This window comes from Actinoallomurus sp. NPDC052274, assembly GCF_040679475.1.
Lineage (GTDB): Bacteria > Actinomycetota > Actinomycetes > Streptosporangiales > Streptosporangiaceae > Actinoallomurus > Actinoallomurus liliacearum.
The window spans coordinates 16316-35639 of sequence record NZ_JBFAUT010000029.1 but is presented as its reverse complement, the minus strand read 5'-3'; the positions used below and the strand labels follow the sequence as shown (position 1 = coordinate 35639).

Below are 19324 nucleotides of genomic sequence, written 5' to 3'. Positions count from 1 at the left end.
GTCCGCGTCGAAGCCGGCGGGCTTTCGCGTTCCGGGCGCTCGTTACTCGTCGGGCTCGAACTTGTAGCCGAGCCCGCGCACGGTGATGATGAAGCGCGGCGTCGAGGGAGCCGGCTCGATCTTGGCCCGGAGGCGCTTGATGTGCACGTCCAGGGTCTTGGTGTCACCGACGTAGTCGGCACCCCACACGCGGTCGATGAGCTGCATCCGGGTCAGCACCCGCCCGGCGTTGCGCAGCAGCACCTCCAGCAGCTCGAACTCCTTGAGCGGCAGCGGCACCTCGTTCCCGGAGACGGTCACGACGTGACGCTCGACGTCCATCCGCACCGGCCCGGCCTCCAGGGTCGCGGGCGCGAGTTCCTCACCGTCCCCGCGGCGCCGCAGCACCGCGCGGATGCGGGCGACGAGCTCCCGGGACGAGAACGGCTTGGTGACGTAGTCGTCCGCGCCGAGCTCGAGCCCGACGACCTTGTCGACCTCGCTGTCCTTGGCCGTCAGCATGATCACCGGGACGTTCGACTTGGTGCGCAGTTCCCGGCACACTTCGGTGCCCGGCAGCCCGGGCAGCATGAGGTCGAGCAGGACGAGGTCGGCGCCGGAGCGGTCGAAGGACTCCAGGGCGTCCGGCCCGGTCGCCGCGACGGCGACTTCGAAGCCCTCCTTGCGCAGCATGTACGACAGCGCGTCGCTGAACGACTCCTCGTCTTCCACGACGAGCACTCGGGTCACTAGGGGGCCTCCCGTACGGTGTCTTGCTCAGGTGATTCATCCGCGGGTGCGGAGGTGGAAAGCAGCGGAAGACGGATGGTGAAGGTCGAGCCGGATCCCTCCTTGCTCCAGACGTTCACATCGCCCCGATGCCGGGTCGTGACGTGTTTGACGATCGCGAGCCCCAGGCCGGTCCCACCGGTCTGCCGGGACCGCGCGGGGTCGACGCGGTAGAACCGCTCGAAGATGCGCTCGAGGTCGGCCTCGGGGATGCCGATGCCCTGGTCGGTCACGCTGATCTCGACGTGCTGCTCGTCGGCCAGCCGGGTGCAGACGACGACCCTCGTGCGTTCGGGGCTGTAGGCGATCGCGTTGTCGATGAGGTTGCGGACCGCGGTGATCAGCAGCTCCTCGTCGCCGTGCACCCGCAGGTCGTCGCGGCCGCCGATGGCGAGGGTGATGTCCTTGGGCTCCGCCTTGAGGCGGCACCGGTCGACGGCGTCGTGGACGACGTCGTCGAGCGTGACGGTCCGGGGCCGCTCGACGGCCTCGCCGCCCTGCAGCCGGGTGAGCGTGATCAGGTCCTGGATGACGTTGGTCAGGCGCGCGGACTCGTGCTGCATGCGCCCGGCGAAGCGGCGTACGGCCTCGGGGTCGTCGGCGGCCTCCTCGACCGTCTCCGACAGCAGGGACAGCGCGCCGACGGGCGTCTTGAGCTCGTGGCTGACGTTCGCCACGAAGTCGCGCCGGACCGCCTCGACGCGCCGGAACTCGGTCAGGTCCTCGGCGAGGACGAGCACGAGGCCGTGCGATCCCATGGGCGCGACCCGGACCGCGAACCAGCGGCCCTCCCGGCGGCCGTGGACGACCTCGATCTCCTCTTCGCGGATCTCACCGTCGCGGCGTACGAGCCGGGCCATGGCGATGAGCTCGTCGACGAGCAGGCGGTCCCCGCTGACCAGGCCGAAGGCCCGGGCGGCCGAGCTGGCGCGCAGCACGCGGTCATCGCCGTCGATGACCACCGCCGAGGACGGGAGGACGCTCAGCACGGACGCCACACCGCTCGGCAGGCCGGACACCGGCGAGGGGGCGTCGGCGGGCCGCTGGGCACGCTCGCTCACGCGCACGGCCAGCCCTGCCACCAGGCCGGTAAGGAGCCCGGCGGCACTCGCCAGTCCGGCGACAACCTCCACATTCACATCTTGGATGGTAGGCGGCGGTCTGCCTAGCTCCGCGCGCGGTTCAGGGGGGACGCAAGGACGTTCGTCAAAAGTTAACCTGCACCTACGCGACCGTTCATGCCACCCCACGATGCTGCCAACTGGATATCCACGCCTGAACTAAGGATCTTTATGCGAGACGCCTACCACGAGGAGCTCGACGGGCTCTCCGACAAGCTCGTGGAGATGACGCGGCTGGTGCGGTCGGCGATGACCCGCGCCTCCACGGCCCTGCTCGACGCCGACCTGCGGCTCGCCGAAGAGGTCATCAGCTGCGACGAGCAGGTCAACAAGATCAACACGGAGATCGAGGAGACGGTCTTCGACCTGATGGCGCGGCAGCAGCCGGTCGCCCGCGACCTGCGGATGCTGATCGCCGCGCTGCGGATGAGCGGCGACATCGAGCGTATGGGCGACCTCGCCGTCCATCTCGCCAAGACGGCCCGGCGGCGGCACCCCGAGTCGGCGATCCCGCCGGAGCTGCAGGCGACCGTCCTGGAGATGGGCCAGATCGCCGAGCGCATGATCGCCAAGGCGGGCAGCGTCATCGCCTCCCACGACGTCGAGATGGGCCTGGAGCTCGACGGCGACGACGACCAGATGGACCGGCTGCACCGGAAGCTGTTCGACGCGCTGCTGTCGCCGAAGTGGCGGCACGGCGTCGAGCCGGCCGTGGACATCTCCCTGGCCGGCCGCTACTTCGAGCGGTTCGCCGACCACGCCGTGCACGTCGCAGAAAACGTCGTGTACCTGGTCACCGGCGAGCACGCGGCGGACATCGACCTCGCCGAGTAACCCCGGCCCCGAAACGAGAGGATCCCGGCAGCGGACGCTGCCGGGATCTTCGACTGTCCGGGCGAAGTACTACTTCTTGCCCTGGTTCGCGACGGCCTCGATGGACGCCTTGGCGGCCTCCGGGTCGAGGTACTCGCCGCCCTTCTTCAGCGGCTCGAAGTCCTCGTCGAGCTCGTAGAGCAGCGGGATGCCGGTGGGGATGTTGAGCCCCGCGATGTCCTCGTCGGAGATGCCGTCGAGGTGCTTGACCAGGGCGCGCAGCGAGTTGCCGTGCGCGGCGATCAGGACCGTGCGGCCGGCCGCGAGGTCCGGGACGACGGCGTCGTACCAGTACGGCAGCAGGCGGTCGACGACATCGGCCAGGCACTCGGTGCGCGGGATGAGCTCCGAGGGCAGGAGGGCGTACCGCGGGTCGTTGATCTGGGAGAGCGGGTCGTCGTCGGCGATCGGCGGCGGCGGCGTGTCGTACGAGCGGCGCCAGGTCATGAACTGCTCGTCGCCGTACTCCTCCCGCGTCTGCGCCTTGTTCTTGCCCTGCAGGGCGCCGTAGTGCCGCTCGTTGAGCCGCCAGGAGCGGCGTACGGGGATCCAGAGCTGCTCGGCGGCGTCGAGCGCGATGTTGGCCGTGCGGATCGCCCGCTTGAGCACCGAGGTGTGCACGACGTCGAGCTTGAGGTCCGCGTCGAGCAGCAGGTCGCCGCCGGTGACCGCTTCCTCTTCCCCCTTCTCGGAAAGATCGACGTCCACCCAGCCCGTGAACAGGCCCTCGGCGTTCCAGACGCTCTCGCCATGCCGGAGAAGTACCAATGTCGCCATGACAAGCGAGCCTAGTGCCTCGGCTCGACCTCACGGTTTGCGGGCGACACCTGCCAGGAAGTAGCCCTGCGGATACCGCTCGGTGATCCGCTTGGACTCGACCGTGTCGGGGCGCCACGCCGAGACGTTGACGAGCCCCGGGTCGACCAGTTCCAGGTCGCCGAAGAAGCCGCGGATCCGCTCGGTGCCGCGGGTGATGATCGGCGTGGAGGAGCGCCGGTAGATCTCGGTGACGGGCGCGACGGCCTCCGGGAGCGCGTCTCCGCAGACGTGGCTCAGCACGAGGTGGCCGCCCGGCGGGAGGACGTCGCGGAACCTCGCCACGATCTTCTCGGGGTCGTCGGCGTCCTGGAGGAAGTGGACGATCGCCACGAGGAGGATCGCGAAGGGCCGGTCGAAGTCGATGCGCTCGCGGACCTCGGGATTTTCGAGGATCTCCTCGGGGCGGCGCAGGTCGGCCTGGACGATGTGGACGTTCTTGGACCCGGCGAGGATCGCGCGGCCGTGCGCGAGCACGACCGGGTCGTTGTCGACGTAGACGACCGGGGCGTCGGGGACGACGGCGTGCGCGACCTGGTGCACGTTGTTCTGGGTGGGCAGCCCGGTGCCGACGTCGAGGAACTGCCGGATGCCCGCCTCGGCGAGGTAGCGCACGGCCCGGCCGAGGAAGGCGCGGTTCTGCTGGGCGGCGATCCGGATCTGCGGGGCGATCTGCAGGACCATCTCGGCGGCGGCGCGGTCGGGCGCCAGGTTGTCCTTGCCGCCGAGGAAGAAGTCGTACATCCGGGCTGCGTTCGGCGTGCTCAGATCGACACTCTCAGGGGCCCTGTCGCGATCTGTCACTCCATACCCTCCGGTCTGGCCTGCTGTGACCAGAGGTAGTTTAGCTACTCAAAGCCACCAATGATGCGCAAAACGCACAACCGGCAGGACCAGTTATCGGCCTGATGGTCTGACCGATTCGTCATGAAGGACCGAGTTTGGGGCCGGACGCGGTCTGGTCCGCCGCGCCGTCCTCGGCGACTTCGGGCAGGATGCGGGCGAACGGCCGGAGGTTCGCGACGCTCTCCCCGCGGCTCACCCGCCACTCCCACTCGCGCCTGATCGACTCGGCGAACCCCAGTTCCAACGCGCGGTCGAAATTGTCGTCAGAGTAGGTGAGGACGCAGCCGAGAATGCGGTCGATCTCGTCCGGCGTCACCGCCGAGAGCGGCAGCCGCCCGACGAGGTACACGTCGCCGACCGGGTCCAGGCTGAAGGCGACGCCGTACATCCCGCCGTTCTTGCGCAGCAGCCAGCGGTAGAACTCCTCGTGGTTCTCGTCCGGCTGCCGGCAGAAGAAGGCCTCGACGTGCAGACTGTGGTCGCCCGCGATCAGCCAGGTCATGGTGGCGAGCTTGTGGCGTCCGGGCAGCTTCACGAGGTACGCGCCGGGGCGCGGCCGCTCGTACTCCAGCCCCTGCTCGTCCAGGATCGACTGCAGGCCCTTGTCCGCGTCCATGTGCCCTCCTTCGTCGGAGGAGTGGCCGGAGGCCATGCCCTCCCCCCTCTCGTCGGTCAGGCCGAGACGGCCATCGTCCGGGCCTCGACGGCCTCGGCGTAGACCTCCAGGAGGCGGTCGGCCGTCTCGTCCCAGCCGAACGCCCTCGCGTGGCGTACGGCGGCGTCCGACATCGCGCGCAGCCGCCCGGGCGCGCCGAGCAGGCCGCGTAGCACGCGAGCGTAGTCGGACGGGTCGTGGCCGTCGATCAACACCCCGGACCGGCCGTCCCGTACGGCGAGGCGCAGCCCGCCCACCGCCGCGGCGACCACCGGGGTGCCGCACGCCTGCGACTCGACGGCGACCAGGCCGAACGACTCGCTGTGCGAGGGGACGACGGTGATGTCGGCGGCGCGGTACCAGTCGGCCAGCTCGTCCTGCGGGCAGGGCGGTTCGAACCGTACGACGTCCGCGATGCCGAGCCGGTGCGCGAGGCGCCGCAACTCCTCCGGCTTGGCGCGGCCGGACCCGCTCGGCCCGCCGACGATCGCGACGATCAGGCGGTCACGGAGACTCGGGTCGTCCTCGAGCATGCGGGCGGCGGCGCGGACGAGGACGTCGGGCGCCTTCAGCGGCTGGATCCGGCCGACGAACAGCAGGACGGCCGCGTTCTCCGGCAGCCTCAGCCGGCGCCGCGCGCCGCCGCGCGGGGTGAAGCGGGACAGGTCCGCGCCCGGGGGGACGGTGGCGACCTGGCCGGGGTCCGCGTCGTACAGGGAGACGAGCTGCCGGGCCTCTTCGGCGGTGTTGGCCACGAGCCGGTCGGCGGACTCGACGACCTGCTGCTCGCCGAGCACCCGGCCGAGCGGCTCGGGTGAGTCACCGGCGGCCAGCGCGAGATTCTTGACCTTGGCGAGGGTGTGCATGGAGTGGACGAGCGGAACGCCCCAGCGCTGCCGCGCGGCCCAGCCCGCCTGGCCGGAGAGCCAGTAGTGGGAGTGGATCAGGTCGTAGTGGCCGGGCTCGTGCGCGGCCTCGGTGCGCAGCAGGTCGGAGGTGAACGCGCACAGATGACCGGGCAGTTCGGACTTGTCGAGCTCCTCGAACGGCCCGGCGGCGACGTGCCGGACCGACACGCCCGGTGCCAGCTCGGCGACGGGTGGCAGGGATCGCGTGGTGGCGCGGGTGAAGACGTCCACCTCGACGCCGCGCTCGGCCATGCGCTTGGCGACCTCGACGATGTAGACGTTCATCCCGCCGGCGTCGCCGGTCCCCGGTTGCTCCAACGGCGATGTGTGAACACTGATCGTCGCTACCCGGGCGAGACCGGACACGGACACCACCTCCGATAGAGCAACTTACCGGCCACGGCACCACATTCCCCCCGCGCGGGTCTCCCCGCGAAGACGCAGGACATGCGCCTGAGAAGATGATGATCGTGCGGAAAACAGCAGTAGTCACCGGTGCAAGCAGTGGAATCGGCGCGGCGACCGCCCGGCGGCTCGCGGCGGAGGGGTTCGACGTGGTGCTCACGGCGCGCCGTGTCGACCGCCTGGAGAAGCTGAAGGCCGAGATCGAGAGCGCCGACCCCGCCGGGCGGCGGAACGCCGTCGCGGTGGTCGCCCTGGACGTGACGTCCCAGGAGTCGGTCGACGCCCTCGCCGAGTCCCTGCGGCAGTGCCACGTCCTGGTGAACAACGCCGGCGGCGCGGCCGGGCTGGACCCGGTCGCGAGCACGGACCCGGCCGACTGGCAGTGGATGTTCGAGACGAACGTCCTCGGGCTGATGCGCGTCACCAAGGCGCTGCTGCCCAAGCTGATCGACAGCGGCGACGGCCACATCGTGAACGTCACCTCGCTGGCGGGGCACGTCGTCTACGAGGGCGGCGCCGGGTACACCGCGGCCAAGCACGGGGCCGCCGCGGTCAACGACACGCTCCGTCTCGAGCTGTACGACCAGCCGGTCCGCGTCACCGAGGTCGCTCCCGGGATGGTCAAGACCGAGGAGTTCTCCCTCGTCCGGTTCAAGGGCGACGAGGACAAGGCGAACAAGGCGTACGAGGGCGTGGCCGAACCGCTGCTCGCGGAGGACGTCGCCGACTGCATCGCCTGGGCCGTGACCCGCCCGTCGCACGTCAACATCGACCGGATCGACGTCAAGCCGCGCGCCCAGGCCGCCGCCCACAAGGTGCACCGCGTCTGATGCCTTCGGGGTCGTAGCGGTCCGCCGGTGGCCGCACACTTGGTGCGTGTCCCGTCCCCCACGGCCCGAAGGCGTCATCACCCGCGGCACGACCGCGCCCAACCGGCTCCGCCGCGCCGACCGCTGGATCGTCTCGGTGCACGGCCCGCTGCTCCGGCGGGCCGACCGGCCCCTCGTCGTGGACCTGGGGTTCGGGGCCTCGCCGGTCACGACGGCCGAACTGTTCGGGCGGCTGCGCGCCGCGCATCCCCGGGTCGAGGTGGTCGGCGTCGAGATCGATCCCGCCCGGGTGGCCGCCGCGAAGCCGCGCGAACGCGAGGGGCTGTCATTCCGCCTCGGCGGCTTCGAACTGCCCGTCGACCGCCCGCCCACGCTGGTCCGGGCGTTCAACGTGCTGCGCCAGTACGGAGAGGGCGAGGCGTGGGCGGCCTGGGAGCGGCTGTGCGCGGGCCTGGCCCCCGACGGCGTACTGGTGGAGGGCACCTGCGCGGAGACCGGCCGCCGCGCCGCGTGGGTCACCCTCGGCGCCCGAGGAGAGGGCCGGGCGCGGGACCGCCGCGCGGTACGGCCGGGCGCGTCCGACCCCCGGATGTCGACGGGAGTACGCCCGCCAGCGTCCGACCCGCGGACGCCGGCGGGAGTGCGCCCGGGCGTGTCCGACCCGCGGACGATCACGTTCGCCGCCCATCTCCCGTCGCTGTCCCGGCCGTCGGACCTGGCCGAGCGCCTGCCCAAGACGCTGATCCACCGCAACGTCCCCGGCGAACGGGTGCATGAGGTTCTGGCCGCCTTCGACCGGGCGTGGGCGACCGCCGCGCCGCAGTCGGTGTTCGGGCCGCGCCAGCGCTGGGTCACCGCGGTGGAACTGCTGGCGCGCGACCATCCGGTGCTCACCGTGCCGCCGTTCGGCGGCCGGGCCCGCTGGCGGCTCGGGGAGGTCACGCTCCCCTGGTCCGCCGTCGCCCCGGCCTAGATCTCCTTGATGCCGTCTTTGCGCGAATAACGACGTTTCGCCATAGATGCGGCATTTCGGGCGAACGACCGTTGGAGTACTGGTCGATTCCACCGGGGGGATGATTCACATGGGCGAACGCCACGAGATGCGCTGGGGTGGGCTGGCCGGTATCGCCGCCGTCGTCTTCGCGGCCGTCGGCCGGATCGTGCTGGGCCGCATGCCGCGGCTCACCGACCCCACCGGGGTGGTCACCATGTACCTGGCGACCCATCGGGCGCAGATCATGTGGGGAACGATCCTCTACGCCATCGGAATCGCCCTCTTCCTGTGGTTCGGCGCCGTGCTGTCGACGGCGTTCCGGCGCGCGGACGAGGACGGCGCCGCCCCCACCGTCGTCCTCGCCGGCTTCATCGTCGTCTCCGCGCTCGCGTTCATGGCCTTCTCGGCGTTCGCCGGGATGACGTACGCCATGACGGAGTACCGGGCGCTGCTGTTGTTCGCGCCCGCTCCGTACGCCACGATGACGGTCCTGGGGACGGTGGGGGGCGTGGCCACCGCCCTGACCTTCGCGGCCATCGCCGTGGCCATCGCCCGTACCCACGTCTTCCCCTGGTGGATGGCGTTGTTCGCCGGGATCGTCGCGGTGATCCGGCTGCTGGCCGCCTTCACCCTCGGAGTCACCGGAGGCGTCCTGGTGCCCGGCGGATGGCTGGAGACCTACGTCCCCGGCATCCTGGCGGCGCTCTGGATGCTGACCGCCAGCGGGCTCCTCGTCCAGGAGCATCTGCCCGCCCTCCGGATGCGCGCGCCCCGCGTCATGGGCCCCCACCGCGCCTGACCCGGACCGGCGCGGCCGGGACGGCGCCCGCACCCCGCCCCCACCATCGGAGCGGCGGCCGAACGCGGCCCGCGCCGCCGAGGGGCGCCCGCCCGGCCGGCCGCCACGGGAGAGCGCCCGCCCGGGGCGCACGCAGCCGAACGGCGCCCGCCCGGTCAGGCACCACCGAAGAGCCTCCGACCCGGGGCGCGCCCCACCGAAGAGCGCCCGACCGGCACACGCACCGCCGGGGAGCCGGCCGACCGGTCAGCCGCCGCCGAGGAGGACGCGGGCGGACGTCGCCGCGAGTCGCAGCGCCTCGTCCAGCCGCGCCGGGCGCCGGCCGCCGGCGTTCGCGACGGTCCCCTTGCCGCCCGCGCCGCCGCCGATCGCGGTCGCCGCGGCGGTCAGGACCGTACGCGCCGGCTCGCCGAGGTCCGGGCTGACCGTCGCGACCAGCAGCGCCCGGCCGCCGACCTGCGTGCCGAGGACGACGACTCCGCCCCGGCGTTCCAGCACCTCCGCGGCGAGGGGCCGCAGTTCGTCCGCGTCGACGCCGGACACCCGCTGGACGACCAGCCAGCCCTGGCCCACGCGCTTGGCGTGCCCGGCCAGGCGGACGGCCTCCGCGGTCAGCTCCTCCCTCCGGTGCCGCTCCAGCACCCGGCGCGCCTCCGCCAGCTCGGCCAGCCGCTGCCGCAGTCGTTCCGGCGCCTCGTCCGGGCGGACCCGCAGCAGGCCGGCGAGCTCGGTGAGCAGCGCCTGCTCGTGATCCTGGTGCCGCAGCGCGTCCGCGCCGGTCAGCGCCTCGATCCGGCGTACGCCCGAGCCGATCGAGGACTCGCCGAGCAGGTGGATCGGCCCCGCCTGGGAGCCGTGACCCACGTGCGTGCCGCCGCACAGCTCGCGGGAGAAGTCGCCGATGTCGACGATCCGGACGCGCTCGCCGTACGTCTCGCCGAACAGCGCCACCGCCCCGGCCGCCTCGGCCTCGGCCCGGTCGGCGTGCCACACGCGGACCTCCGGGTCGCCGAGCAGCCGCTCGTTGACCAGCGTCTGCACCGCGCGCAGCCGTTCGGGCGAGAGGGGTTCGAAGTGCGCGAAGTCGAACCGCAGCCGCCCCGCGTCGACCAGCGAACCCCGTTGCGTCGCGTGCTCGCCCAGCGTCCGGCGCAGCATCGCGTGCAGCACGTGCGTCGCGGTGTGGGACCGCGCGACCGCCGCCCGCCGCTCGGCGTCCACGACCGCCTCCGCGTCGCCTGGCACGACCTCGCCGGACTCGACCCGCGCGACGTGGACGTGTCCGGGGCGGGTGTCCGTGACGGTGAGGACCGCGCCGGACGCCGTACGGATCACGCCGCGGTCGCCGACCTGGCCGCCCGCCTCCGCGTAGAACGGCGTCCGGTCGAGCAGCACCTCGACCTCGTCGCCCTCGACCGCCGCCGGAACCTCCACCCCGTCCCGCAGGATCGTGCGCAGCCGCGCCTCCGCGCGCGTCGCGTCGTACCCGACGAACCGGGTCGTCCCGGTGCCCGGTCGCGTTCCCCGGCCCGGCTCCGTACGGCCGGACCGGCTGCGCCGCCGGCGCTCCTCCAGGAGGGCGGCGAACGCGTCCTCGTCGACGGTGAGACCCGCCGCGCGAGCCGCGTCCACGGTCAGGTCGAACGGGAAGCCGTACGTGTCGTGCAGGTCGAACGCGACCTTCGGCGACAGGCGCCGCTCCCGGATCGCGGTGTCGAGGATCCGCGACCCCTGCCGGAGCGTTCGCGCGAAGCCCTCCTCCTCGGCGGTCACGACCTTCTCGATCAGCGAGCGCGCCGTCTCCAGCTCCGGCCAGGTCGTCCCGTGCAGGTCCACCACCGCGCCGGTGAGCGTGGGCAGCACCGCCACGTCGACGCCGAGCAGCCGCGCGTGCCGGATCGCCCGGCGCAGGAGCCGCCGCAGGACGTACCCGCGCCCGTCGCCCGACGGCAGGACGCCGTCCGCGATCAGGAACGCCGCGGCCCGCGCGTGGTCCGCGACGATCTTCAGCGAGGTGTCGTCCCCGCCGCCCGCCAGCTCCCGTACGGTCTCCAGCACCGGGAGCAGCAGGTCGGTGTGGAAGATGTCGGGCACGTCCTGCAGCACGATCGCCAGGCGGTCGACGCCGAGGCCCGTGTCGATGCTCTTGGCCGGAAGCTCCCCCACGATGCGGAAGTCCTCGTCGCGGACGTCCTGCATGAAGACGAGGTTCCACAGCTCCAGGTAGCGCTCGCCGTCGGCCGCCGGGCCACCGCCGGGACCGTACGCCGGGCCACGGTCGTAGTGGATCTCCGAGCTCGGCCCGCACGGGCCCGCCATGCCCATCGACCAGTAGTTGTCCGCCCTGCCGAGCCGCTGGATCCGCTCGCCGGGCACGCCGAGCCGCCGCCACAGGCGCTCGGCCTCGTCGTCGTCCTCGTAGACGGTGATCCAGAGCCGGTCGCGCGGCAGGCCGAACCCCTCAGTGATCAGCTCCCACGCCCACGCGGTCGTCTCCTCCTTGAAGTAGTCGCCGAAGGAGAAGTTGCCGAGCATCTCGAAGAACGTGACGTGCCGGGCGGTACGGCCGACGTTGTCCAGGTCGCCGGTGCGCGCGCACTTCTGCAGCGTGGTCGCGCGGTGGAAGTCCGGGGTGACGCGGCCGAGGTAGTACGGCTTGAACTGGTTCATCCCCGCGTTGGTGAGGAGGAGCTCCGGGTCGGGTGAGACCAGGGAGCTCGCGGGCACCCGACGGTGCCCGCGCGCGGTGAAGAAGTCGAGAAAGGTGGAACGGATCTGCGTGGAACGCATGAACGAGCCTCACGAGGTCGGCGGGACGATGGCACGCACTCGCCGAGCCGGGCCGGGCCGGGACTACCCGTCCCCCGGCTCGGCGCGGCTAGCTCGCCGCCCCACCTCGTGCAGATCCATGGTCCGGGACCGTACCTACACGGCCCCGGACGGCACAATCGCTTTTCCGCCCGGCGGCGTGACTAGCCGCAGAGGACCTTCTTGCCGGTGACCTCGACCTTGGTCCAGCTGTTGGTGTTGATGGAGCCGTACACGTAGAGGCACCGGTGCGGGGCGTAAACGTAGACCGGCCCGGCGTACCAGCTGTACCTCTTGCCGTAGCCATCGGTCTTGCAGCTGCCGTACTTGGTCCGGGCCTTGTTGTAGACGCAGAGCTTGAGCTTGGCGCTGTAGAGCGGCATCGACCCCTTACGGACGACCAGCGCACAGTTATAGCCGTTCGAGGAGTTGTAGTAGACCTTGAGGTAGCCGCGGAGGGTGGAGTTGATGTACATCCGCTGGGTGCTGCGCAGGGCGTACCTGGACCCGCAGGACGGACCCGACGCGCTCGCGGGCGTGCTCGAGGCCAGCACGGTCGTCAGCGCGAGGGTGGGAAGCACGGCGGCTGCCAGGGCCAGCGAACGCCTTCCAGAAAGGATCATGAGCCGTACCGTCCAGCCGCCGGACCATTCGGCCATCGTCGTACGCCAAGGCCGGAAAGGCCGGATCCGGCCGCCGGGCGGCCGGTTTCCGGGGGGGTGGCGTCAGGCGCCGGCGTCTCCGGCCGAGCCGGGTTCCGGGCCGTACGTCCCCCAGCCGGAGACCACCAGGTCACCGTCGAAGACCAGCACCTCGTTGACGAGCTGCCCGGCCTGGTTGCGGTAGTTGATGACCACCGAGTCGATTCCGGCGTAGACCCCGACGACCTCGAAGCGCAGGTCCGGAAGGTGACGGAGGCCCTCGGCCCAGTACGCGCGCAGCGCCTCCTTGCCGCGCAGGCTCCCGTCCGATCCGGGCAGGAGGCGCGCGGCGACGGGCGAGTGGAACACCACGTCGTCCGCGTAGTGCTTCATGATCCGGTCCAGGTCGTGGGAGTTCCAGCCGGCCACCCATTCCTCGGCGAACCGCCGCGCTTCAGCAAGATCCATGCCGGTAGTGAACCCGGCCGCCGCGAGGAGCCACGCGGCGGCCGATTCACGCGTCGAATCTACATAGCGTAGTACTACGACCGGTAGTACTACGAGAGATAGGATGCATCCCGTGAAGGGTCTTGGAGAGCTTGAACGCACGGTCATGGAGGTCCTGTGGGACCGGGAGAACGGCGCGACCGCCCGTGAGGTCGGCCGTGTCCTCGCCGACGATCGCGACCTCGCGCACACCACGGTCATGACCGTTTTGGACAGGCTGGCAAAGAAAGGTTTCCTGGTTCGGGAGAGGGAAGGCCGCGCCTGGCGCTACCGTCCGGTAGCGACGAAAGAGGCGTACGTCGCCGAACTCATGCTGGGGGCGCTGAACATGACGGGCGACCGCGACGCCGCGCTGGCGCACTTCGCACGCTCCGTCTCCGGCGACGAGGCCGACCTGCTGCGCCGCGCACTCGACGAGGTTGAAGGGACATAACCCGGGATGACCGGCACGGCCCTACTCGCCCTGGTGGCGGCCGGTAGCGCATTCGGCGCGCACCGGCTGACGCGCGCCCGCTGGACCTGGCGGACGCCGCGCACCGCGATCCTTCTCTGGCAGGCCCTCGGCCTGGCCTGGGGCCTGGCCTCCATCGGCACCCTGCTCGGGTTCGGCGTCGCGCCGTACGGCCAAGGCGTCTTCGTCGGCGTCGCCCACTTCTTCACGGACCCGCACGCCCTGTCGCCGATCCGCATCGCCTCGGTCGCCGCCGGCCTCACCTTCATGCTGATGCTGATCGCCGTGCTGCTGGTCGCGATCGTCGGCGTCGTACGCGCGCGACGGCGGCACCGCGCCCTGCTCGCCCTGGTGGCGCACGGCAACCCGGAGATACCCGGCACGCTCGTCCTCGACCACCCGGCGGCCGCCGCCTACTGCGTCCCCGGCGTCCGTTCGCCCAAGGTCGTGGTCAGCGCCGGCACGCTGGAGATCCTCGGCCCGTACGAGCTGGCGGCCGTGCTCGACCACGAGCGCGCGCACGTCCGCGAACGCCACGACCTGGTCCTGCTGCCCTTCACCTCACTGCGCCGGATCTTCCCGCAGGCCCGCATCGTCGGCCGCACCCTCGACGCGGTCGAACTGCTCGTCGAGATGGCCGCCGACGACCGCGCCCGCCGCCACCGCCCCGACAAGGAGCTGGCCACCGCGCTGCTCCGCTTCGCCGCCGCCCGCCCGGCCCCGACCCCGGCCGGCACCCTGGCCGTCACCGGCGCCATCCCCGACGACGAGACCAGCCCGACCCTGGTCCGCGTCCGGCGGCTGCTCTCCCCGGCCCCGTTCCCCCGCCCGCTCCGCGGCGCGATGCTCGCCGCCGCGACCTTCGTCGCCGTCCTCCCCCTGATCCTCTACGCCATCCCGGCCTGACCCGGACACGTCCGCGCGCCAGCGCCGTCCCGGCCGGCCGCGGACGGTCGGCGCGCACAAGTCTCGGCGAACGCGGTCGGCCGGACGCGTTTTACGGCGATTCGCCGCCTTTCGCGGTCCCCGCCGAACGCTCTCACCGAGCATTTCGTCCGCGCCCCCCACGGTCATCGTCGGCCCCGCCGCCACCGCCCTGTGGCCTCCCAGCGATGCGGCAACCGTTTTCATCAGCGTCGAGGATTCCGGTCGCTCCTGCGACCGGAATCCTCGGCAGAGACCGAGGCCCCGCGACATTTCCCCGATTTGGAGCGCATCATAAATCGATGAACAGCGTTGAGCGGCGGCTCTTTATAAAGATTCGCTGTCGCCCAAAAATAGCGAGCCGCAACGGATGTATCTGTTCCGATACTGAAGCATCACTACCGAGGATGACTGCGGGCCCTTTAGGACAGTTCGTGGTGCAATTCGCCGATGGCACGATGAGCCGGATTGGTGATCAGGCCAATTGGCATACTGCCACCCCGCCGACACGCCGGAGGCACCACATGACCGTCAAGGATCTCCAACTCGCCGAGCAGACCGTCGAGCAGTGGCGGACCGTCGCGTGCGCCGACAACCCCGCCGGCCCGCTCTACGCGTCCGGGGCGTTCGCGGAGGCGGACCTCATCGAGGCGGAGACGAGCTACACGGGCGTCTGCAGCGCGTGCAGCGCCTCGCACACCCACCCCTGCTGCTGAGCCTCCTGGACGCGGGCGGTGAGCACCGATACGAGCGCCGTCGTCGGTGACCTCACCCGGTCGCTGAGCCGCCTGGTCGAGCCGGCCCTGGACGGACTGTGGAAAGAACTCGCAGCCGTCCCGGGCCTGGCCGAGTCCGAGCGGACGGCGATCCGGGAGGGAACGGCGGCCGCGCTCTATGAAACGGCCCATCGTAAAGTCGCCCGCGTCCTGATCCTGGAGCTGAACGCCGCGCGGATCACCGGCCGGTTGACGGCCGGTGATCCCGCCGCGCGCTGGGCCGAATTCGCCGAGATGTCGTCGTCTCCGCACTACTGGGAGTCATTGGCCCGGCATTACCCGCCACTGCTGTCCCGGCTGCGCACGGTGCTATCGGGGCGGAGCGCCGCGGCGCTGGCGCTGGCCCGCCGGCTGGCCGCGGACCGGGACGCGCCGGCGAGGCTGCTCGGCGCGGACCCCGGCCCCTTGTGCCGGGTCGCCTTCGGCGCCGGGGACAGCCACCGAGGCGGCCGGACGGTGGCCCTCCTGGAGTTCGGCGCCGGCACGGTCGTCTACAAGCCGCGGCCGGTGAGCGTGGACGCCGTGCTCGGCGAGCTGCTGGCCGAGGTCCTCCGCGACGTCCCGGAGGACGCACGGATCCGGGTCCCCCGGGTGGTGCCCGGTGACGGGTACGGCTGGGCCGAGTTCGTGACCCACCGGTACTGCGCGGACGCCGGGGAGCTGTCCGACTTCTACCGCGGCATCGGGCACTGGCTGGGCGTGATGCGGCTGCTCGGCGGCAGCGACCTGCACGCCGAGAACATGATCGCCTGCGGACCCGTGCCGGTCGTGGTGGACTGCGAGACGCTGTTCACGCCGGTGCACCCGATTCCGCCGTCCGGGCTCGGGCTCGCGCCCGACCGGGCCCGCGCGCTGGTCGGCGCGACCGTACTGCGGACCGGGATGCTGCCCAACCGGGGGACGGCCCTGGGCTGGCGAGGCGTGGACGCCTCCGCGGCGGGATCGCTGCCCGGCGAACAGCCGCTCACCGAGTTGCCGGTCATCGTCGACGCGGGCAGCGACCAGGCCCGGATCGGGACCCGGCCGGTCGAGCCGGCGATCGGCGCGAGCCATCCCAGCCCCGAACCGGCGCTGGCCGACCACTGGGAACGCGTTCTCGGCGGCTTCACCGAGGCGACGGAGGCGTTGCGGTCGCTCGACCGGACCGGCGCCCTGGAACCGCTGCTCGCCCGTTTCGCCGACTGCCCGATCCGCGTGGTCCTGCGTTCCACCGAGGCCTACACCGAACTCGCGCGGATGCTGTGGCATCCGGTGTCCCTGCACGACCCCGGCCCCGCCACGGACCGCGCCGCCGACCTGCTGACCGCGATGGCCGAGCACGTTCCCGGTGCGCCGGGCGATCCTGAGGTCGTCGCCGCGGAGGTCGCCGACCTGCTCGACGGGGACGTCCCGTTCTTCTCCACGACTCCCCGCCGCGGGCGGCTGGACGGCCCGCGCGGCACGTCGTACCTGCCCGAACAGGACCTCGTGGCGGCTGCGCTGCACCGGTGGCGTACGGCCGACCTCCGGCTGGACACTCAGGTCATCCGGGCGACGCTGGTCAGCGCTTACCTCAATGACGGCTGGCTGCCGGGCGATCGGCGGATGCGGGCGGACCGGCCGCGCCGCGACGAGCTGGACCGCAGGCGGCGCCGGATCGCCGCCGCGTTGATCCGCGAGCTGCGCGACGCCGCGCTCCGCGCCGAGGACGGCACCGTCACGTGGATCGCACCGGTGCTCGCCCCGGCCGGCTGGGCCGTGCAACCGCTGGGACCGGACACCTACGGTGGCCTGTCCGGAGTGGCCGTCCTGCTCGCCGCGTACCGCCGGGAGAGCGCGGCCGGGCGGGCGGACGACGTCGACGGCGTGGCCGGGCTGCTCGGCGACGTGCTACGGACCGTACGCGCGGCGGAGGACAAGGACGCCGCCGTACGCGCGGCGGAGGCCCGGCTGCGCCCGCCGCCGCCCGGCGGGTACATCGGGCTCGGGTCGCAGATCTGGGCATGGCTGACGCTGCACTCCTGGGAGGCGGCCGGCCCGGACGGTCTGGACCGCGCCCGCGCGCTCGCCGCGCTGCTGCCCGAGGCCGTCGCGGCCGACGACAGGTTCGACCTGCTGACCGGGATGGCCGGGGCGATCGTGCCGCTGCTCCGCCTCGCCGCTGTGACCGGCGAGGAGCGCTGGACACGCCAGGCCGTCGTCATCGGCGATCGGCTCGTCGCCGGCGCCCGGCGCGGGGCGGGGACCCTGTGCTGGCCCTCGCAGCGTTGGCCCGGCGGCATCGGCGGCTTCGCCCACGGCGTGACCGGCATCGGGTGGGCGCTGGCGCGGCTCGCCCTCGCGACCGGCGACACGCGCTTCACCGACGCCGCACGGGCGGCGTTCTCCTTCGAGGAGACGCTCTACGACCCGGCCGCCGGCGGCTGGGTCGACCTGCGCGACCCGGACGAGGACGTGTTCTCGGCCGCCTGGTGCCACGGCGCCGTCGGCATCGGGATCGCCGCCGCCGACCTGGCACGGCGAGGCTGGGACGGCGCGGACGTCATCGTGGGGCGGGCGGCCGACCTCTCCGCCCGGCGCGGGTTCGACTGGAACCACACCCTGTGCCACGGTGACCTGGGCTGCTGGGAACTGTTCGACGACGCCCTGGCACTCGACCGTGCCCCGGCCGAGGTGGACCGGCGCGGGCTCGACGCGCGGATCATCACCAGCCTGGAGGACAACGGGCCGGTCAGCGGACTGGCCCGGGACGCGTACTCCCCGGGCCTGCTCGCCGGGCTGGGCGGCATGGCCTACCAGTTGCTACGGCTGCACCCCGACAGCGACCTACCGTCGGTCTTGAAGCCGGACTGACCCTGAACCACCGGGCGCGTGGAGCCAGGCGACGAGGTCCGGCGCCGCCAGCGACGCCACGCGGGCGCGATAGGCGGCGAGCTCCTCTTCGGTGAGGATCTCCTCGGCGGCGCCTGGCCGTCCACGCCGGAAGAACGACGTGCCGCTCTTGATGATCCCGCCACCGGGGACGTACCGATCGGCGCCGCCCCGCATCCGCTCGAAGGTCGCCGCCCGCACCAGCGTCGGCCAAGCGGATTCGGGCACCGCGATCCCCAGCCGATCCGCGAGCCCGCGCATCTGACCTTCCAGGTCGCGGCACAGGTCCTCATAGCGGATCAGCAGCACGTTGCCGTCGCCGCGCCTGGCCCAGGCACCGCCCAGGTGCCGCATGACGCCGGGCAACGAATCCGGGTTCGTACGCGGGTCCGCGTCATGGGAGATCCAGTCGAGCAGCCAATCCCGGAGCGTCTTGCGCGCCGCCGACGGCTCGGTGGGCAGGTCGTTGCCGGTCAGTTCCCGCATCCGGCCGATGTCGATGTTCGTGGTGTGGTGGTACAGCGACACCGCCAGGTCGAGCGGCTGCCTGGCCGTCACGATGTACGTGACACGGCGATCGACCGGCAGAGCGTCCAGCGGCATATGCGTCTTGATGAACCGGCGGTGCCGCTGCCGCGCGAGCAGCGCGTACACCTCGTCGCGCGGCATCGTCAGGTGATCGAGCCACGGGGACAGCCGGCCCAGCGGGGCGGGCAGGTCCGGCGTCTGAAAGATCAGCAAGGCACAGATCATCTGCGTCCACGTCGTGCCGCTCCTGGGCCGCGTGCTGATCACAATGTCGCCGTCCCGAAACGGAAACCCGTCCCAGCGGCCGCTGTCGGCATCAAACGACCGATGCCGAAACGGCCCCGACGCCCCGCCCACAGATTCTCAGCCGCGCCGGTCGGCGACGGCCCCGAGGACAGTCACCTCGACGCAGTCGGACTGAGTGCTGGTGCCACCGCTGTAGCTGGACTTCCGCCAAATGGTCATGAGACTCGCTCCATCGCTTCGACGATCAGGCCCGACAAGGCACCTTGGGCAACGCGACATCGCCGATGAGATCGAACCACACGCGGTAGGAATCTGTCCCAGCCGCCGCCGGTGCGCAAGCCACGAAATGCGGGCGTGCAGGACGCTCGGCCAACGTGGCTCGCCAGGTCCGTTCTACGGCGACTCGCCGCCCTTGAAGATCCCCGCCTGGGCACCTTCACCGAGCATTCGGCCCGCACCACCCGGAAGCGCCCTGCGGCTGCGGCCGGTAACGCGTCTCCTACGAGCAGGTCCGACATAGGGTTCGTGGGCAACGCGACGCCACCGATCGGACCACCCGAGACGAGATCGTCCCGCCC

At 71.9% G+C, this 19324-nt stretch carries 19 protein-coding genes; 8 read left to right on the top strand and 11 right to left on the bottom strand.

What is annotated here, in order from left to right:
• Positions 1–42: 42 nt before the first annotated feature.
• Together AB0K82_RS24185 and AB0K82_RS24180 are read right to left on the bottom strand one after the other, a co-directional pair.
• Positions 43–729, bottom strand: coding sequence for a response regulator transcription factor (locus AB0K82_RS24185; RefSeq protein WP_252778131.1), 687 nt, complete (start codon positions 727–729; stop codon positions 43–45).
• On the bottom strand, positions 729–1907 hold the full coding sequence (locus tag AB0K82_RS24180) for an ATP-binding protein (protein WP_364400584.1): 1179 nt from the start codon (positions 1905–1907) through the stop codon (positions 729–731). The genes AB0K82_RS24185 and AB0K82_RS24180 overlap by 1 nt, the downstream gene beginning before the upstream one ends.
• A gap of 153 nt (positions 1908–2060) precedes the next feature.
• Here AB0K82_RS24180 and phoU point away from each other — a divergent pair, with 153 nt between their 5' ends.
• A complete protein-coding gene (gene phoU / locus AB0K82_RS24175; RefSeq protein WP_345355437.1) occupies positions 2061–2723 on the top strand; it encodes a phosphate signaling complex protein PhoU in 663 nt (220 codons plus the stop codon).
• A 69-nt stretch (positions 2724–2792) separates the two neighbouring features.
• Here the strand turns inward: phoU and AB0K82_RS24170 are convergent, their stop codons facing one another.
• The 4 genes from AB0K82_RS24170 to mshA form a co-directional block, all read right to left on the bottom strand.
• Entirely contained in the window at positions 2793–3539 is a 747-nt protein-coding gene (locus tag AB0K82_RS24170; RefSeq protein WP_364400580.1) for a phosphoglyceromutase, read from the bottom strand.
• Between the two features lie 30 nt (positions 3540–3569).
• Positions 3570–4382: an SAM-dependent methyltransferase gene (locus tag AB0K82_RS24165; RefSeq protein WP_364400577.1), complete on the bottom strand. Its 813-nt coding sequence runs from the start codon at positions 4380–4382 to the stop codon at positions 3570–3572.
• A gap of 121 nt (positions 4383–4503) precedes the next feature.
• Positions 4504–5040 carry a YbjN domain-containing protein gene (locus tag AB0K82_RS24160; RefSeq protein WP_364400574.1) on the bottom strand — a complete coding sequence of 179 codons (537 nt, stop codon included), beginning with the start codon at positions 5038–5040 and terminating at the stop codon, positions 4504–4506.
• A gap of 56 nt (positions 5041–5096) precedes the next feature.
• The gene (mshA, locus tag AB0K82_RS24155; RefSeq protein WP_364400572.1) at positions 5097–6359 is read right to left on the bottom strand and encodes a D-inositol-3-phosphate glycosyltransferase; all 1263 of its coding nucleotides are present in this window, start codon (positions 6357–6359) and stop codon (positions 5097–5099) included.
• Positions 6360–6457: 98 nt separating this feature from the next.
• Between mshA and AB0K82_RS24150 the strand changes: the two genes are divergently transcribed.
• The 3 genes from AB0K82_RS24150 (at position 6458) to AB0K82_RS24140 (ending at position 9015) form a co-directional block, all read left to right on the top strand.
• Entirely contained in the window at positions 6458–7222 is a 765-nt protein-coding gene (locus AB0K82_RS24150; RefSeq protein WP_364400569.1) for an SDR family NAD(P)-dependent oxidoreductase, read from the top strand.
• Between the two features lie 46 nt (positions 7223–7268).
• A complete protein-coding gene (locus tag AB0K82_RS24145) occupies positions 7269–8195 on the top strand; it encodes a class I SAM-dependent methyltransferase (RefSeq protein ID WP_364400566.1) in 927 nt (308 codons plus the stop codon).
• A 109-nt stretch (positions 8196–8304) separates the two neighbouring features.
• The gene (locus AB0K82_RS24140; RefSeq protein ID WP_364400563.1) at positions 8305–9015 is read left to right on the top strand and encodes a hypothetical protein; all 711 of its coding nucleotides are present in this window, start codon (positions 8305–8307) and stop codon (positions 9013–9015) included.
• A 246-nt stretch (positions 9016–9261) separates the two neighbouring features.
• Here AB0K82_RS24140 and alaS read toward each other — a convergent pair whose 3' ends face one another.
• The 3 genes from alaS to AB0K82_RS24125 all read right to left on the bottom strand — a co-directional run bounded on the left by alaS (position 9262) and on the right by AB0K82_RS24125 (position 12932).
• Positions 9262–11805 carry an alanine--tRNA ligase gene (gene alaS, locus AB0K82_RS24135; RefSeq protein ID WP_364400561.1) on the bottom strand — a complete coding sequence of 848 codons (2544 nt, stop codon included), beginning with the start codon at positions 11803–11805 and terminating at the stop codon, positions 9262–9264.
• Positions 11806–11987: 182 nt separating this feature from the next.
• On the bottom strand, positions 11988–12446 hold the full coding sequence (locus tag AB0K82_RS24130) for a hypothetical protein (protein WP_364400558.1): 459 nt from the start codon (positions 12444–12446) through the stop codon (positions 11988–11990).
• A 102-nt stretch (positions 12447–12548) separates the two neighbouring features.
• Complete coding sequence (locus AB0K82_RS24125; RefSeq protein WP_364400555.1) at positions 12549–12932, bottom strand: nuclear transport factor 2 family protein; 384 nt, start codon at positions 12930–12932, stop codon at positions 12549–12551.
• A 112-nt stretch (positions 12933–13044) separates the two neighbouring features.
• Between AB0K82_RS24125 and AB0K82_RS24120 the strand changes: the two genes are divergently transcribed.
• The 4 genes from AB0K82_RS24120 to AB0K82_RS24105 all read left to right on the top strand — a co-directional run bounded on the left by AB0K82_RS24120 (position 13045) and on the right by AB0K82_RS24105 (position 17954).
• Positions 13045–13404, top strand: a complete 360-nt coding sequence (locus AB0K82_RS24120; RefSeq protein WP_364400763.1) for a BlaI/MecI/CopY family transcriptional regulator — start codon at positions 13045–13047, stop codon at positions 13402–13404.
• 6 nt (positions 13405–13410) lie between these two features.
• Positions 13411–14328 (top strand): M48 family metalloprotease, encoded by a 918-nt coding sequence (locus tag AB0K82_RS24115; protein ID WP_364400552.1) that lies wholly within the window; start codon positions 13411–13413, stop codon positions 14326–14328.
• 542 nt (positions 14329–14870) lie between these two features.
• A complete protein-coding gene (locus AB0K82_RS24110; protein WP_364400550.1) occupies positions 14871–15062 on the top strand; it encodes a DUF6229 family protein in 192 nt (63 codons plus the stop codon).
• Between the two features lie 18 nt (positions 15063–15080).
• A complete protein-coding gene (locus tag AB0K82_RS24105; RefSeq protein ID WP_364400547.1) occupies positions 15081–17954 on the top strand; it encodes a type 2 lanthipeptide synthetase LanM family protein in 2874 nt (957 codons plus the stop codon).
• On the opposite strand, the gene AB0K82_RS24100 is transcribed toward AB0K82_RS24105, so the two are convergent.
• A complete protein-coding gene (locus AB0K82_RS24100) occupies positions 17928–18767 on the bottom strand; it encodes a sulfotransferase domain-containing protein (RefSeq protein WP_364400545.1) in 840 nt (279 codons plus the stop codon). The genes AB0K82_RS24105 and AB0K82_RS24100 overlap by 27 nt on opposite strands.
• 96 nt (positions 18768–18863) lie before the next feature.
• Entirely contained in the window at positions 18864–18965 is a 102-nt protein-coding gene (locus AB0K82_RS24095; protein WP_364400542.1) for a DUF397 domain-containing protein, read from the bottom strand.
• Between the last annotated feature and the right edge of the window lie 359 nt (positions 18966–19324).

What these genes read in the sequence shown, in the direction of transcription:
- AB0K82_RS24170 (WP_364400580.1), bottom strand. Translation starts at nt 3,539, where the DNA reads ATGGCGACATTGGTACTTCTCCGGCATGGCGAGAGCGTCTGGAACGCC.
- AB0K82_RS24160 (WP_364400574.1), bottom strand. Translation starts at nt 5,040, where the DNA reads ATGGACGCGGACAAGGGCCTGCAGTCGATCCTGGACGAGCAGGGGCTG.
- AB0K82_RS24140 (WP_364400563.1), top strand. Translation starts at nt 8,305, where the DNA reads ATGGGCGAACGCCACGAGATGCGCTGGGGTGGGCTGGCCGGTATCGCC.
- AB0K82_RS24110 (WP_364400550.1), top strand. Translation starts at nt 14,871, where the DNA reads ATGACCGTCAAGGATCTCCAACTCGCCGAGCAGACCGTCGAGCAGTGG.
- AB0K82_RS24125 (WP_364400555.1), bottom strand. Translation starts at nt 12,932, where the DNA reads ATGGATCTTGCTGAAGCGCGGCGGTTCGCCGAGGAATGGGTGGCCGGC.
- AB0K82_RS24095 (WP_364400542.1), bottom strand. Translation starts at nt 18,965, where the DNA reads ATGACCATTTGGCGGAAGTCCAGCTACAGCGGTGGCACCAGCACTCAG.
- alaS (WP_364400561.1), bottom strand. Translation starts at nt 11,805, where the DNA reads ATGCGTTCCACGCAGATCCGTTCCACCTTTCTCGACTTCTTCACCGCG.
- phoU (WP_345355437.1), top strand. Translation starts at nt 2,061, where the DNA reads ATGCGAGACGCCTACCACGAGGAGCTCGACGGGCTCTCCGACAAGCTC.
- AB0K82_RS24130 (WP_364400558.1), bottom strand. Translation starts at nt 12,446, where the DNA reads ATGATCCTTTCTGGAAGGCGTTCGCTGGCCCTGGCAGCCGCCGTGCTT.
- AB0K82_RS24115 (WP_364400552.1), top strand. Translation starts at nt 13,411, where the DNA reads ATGACCGGCACGGCCCTACTCGCCCTGGTGGCGGCCGGTAGCGCATTC.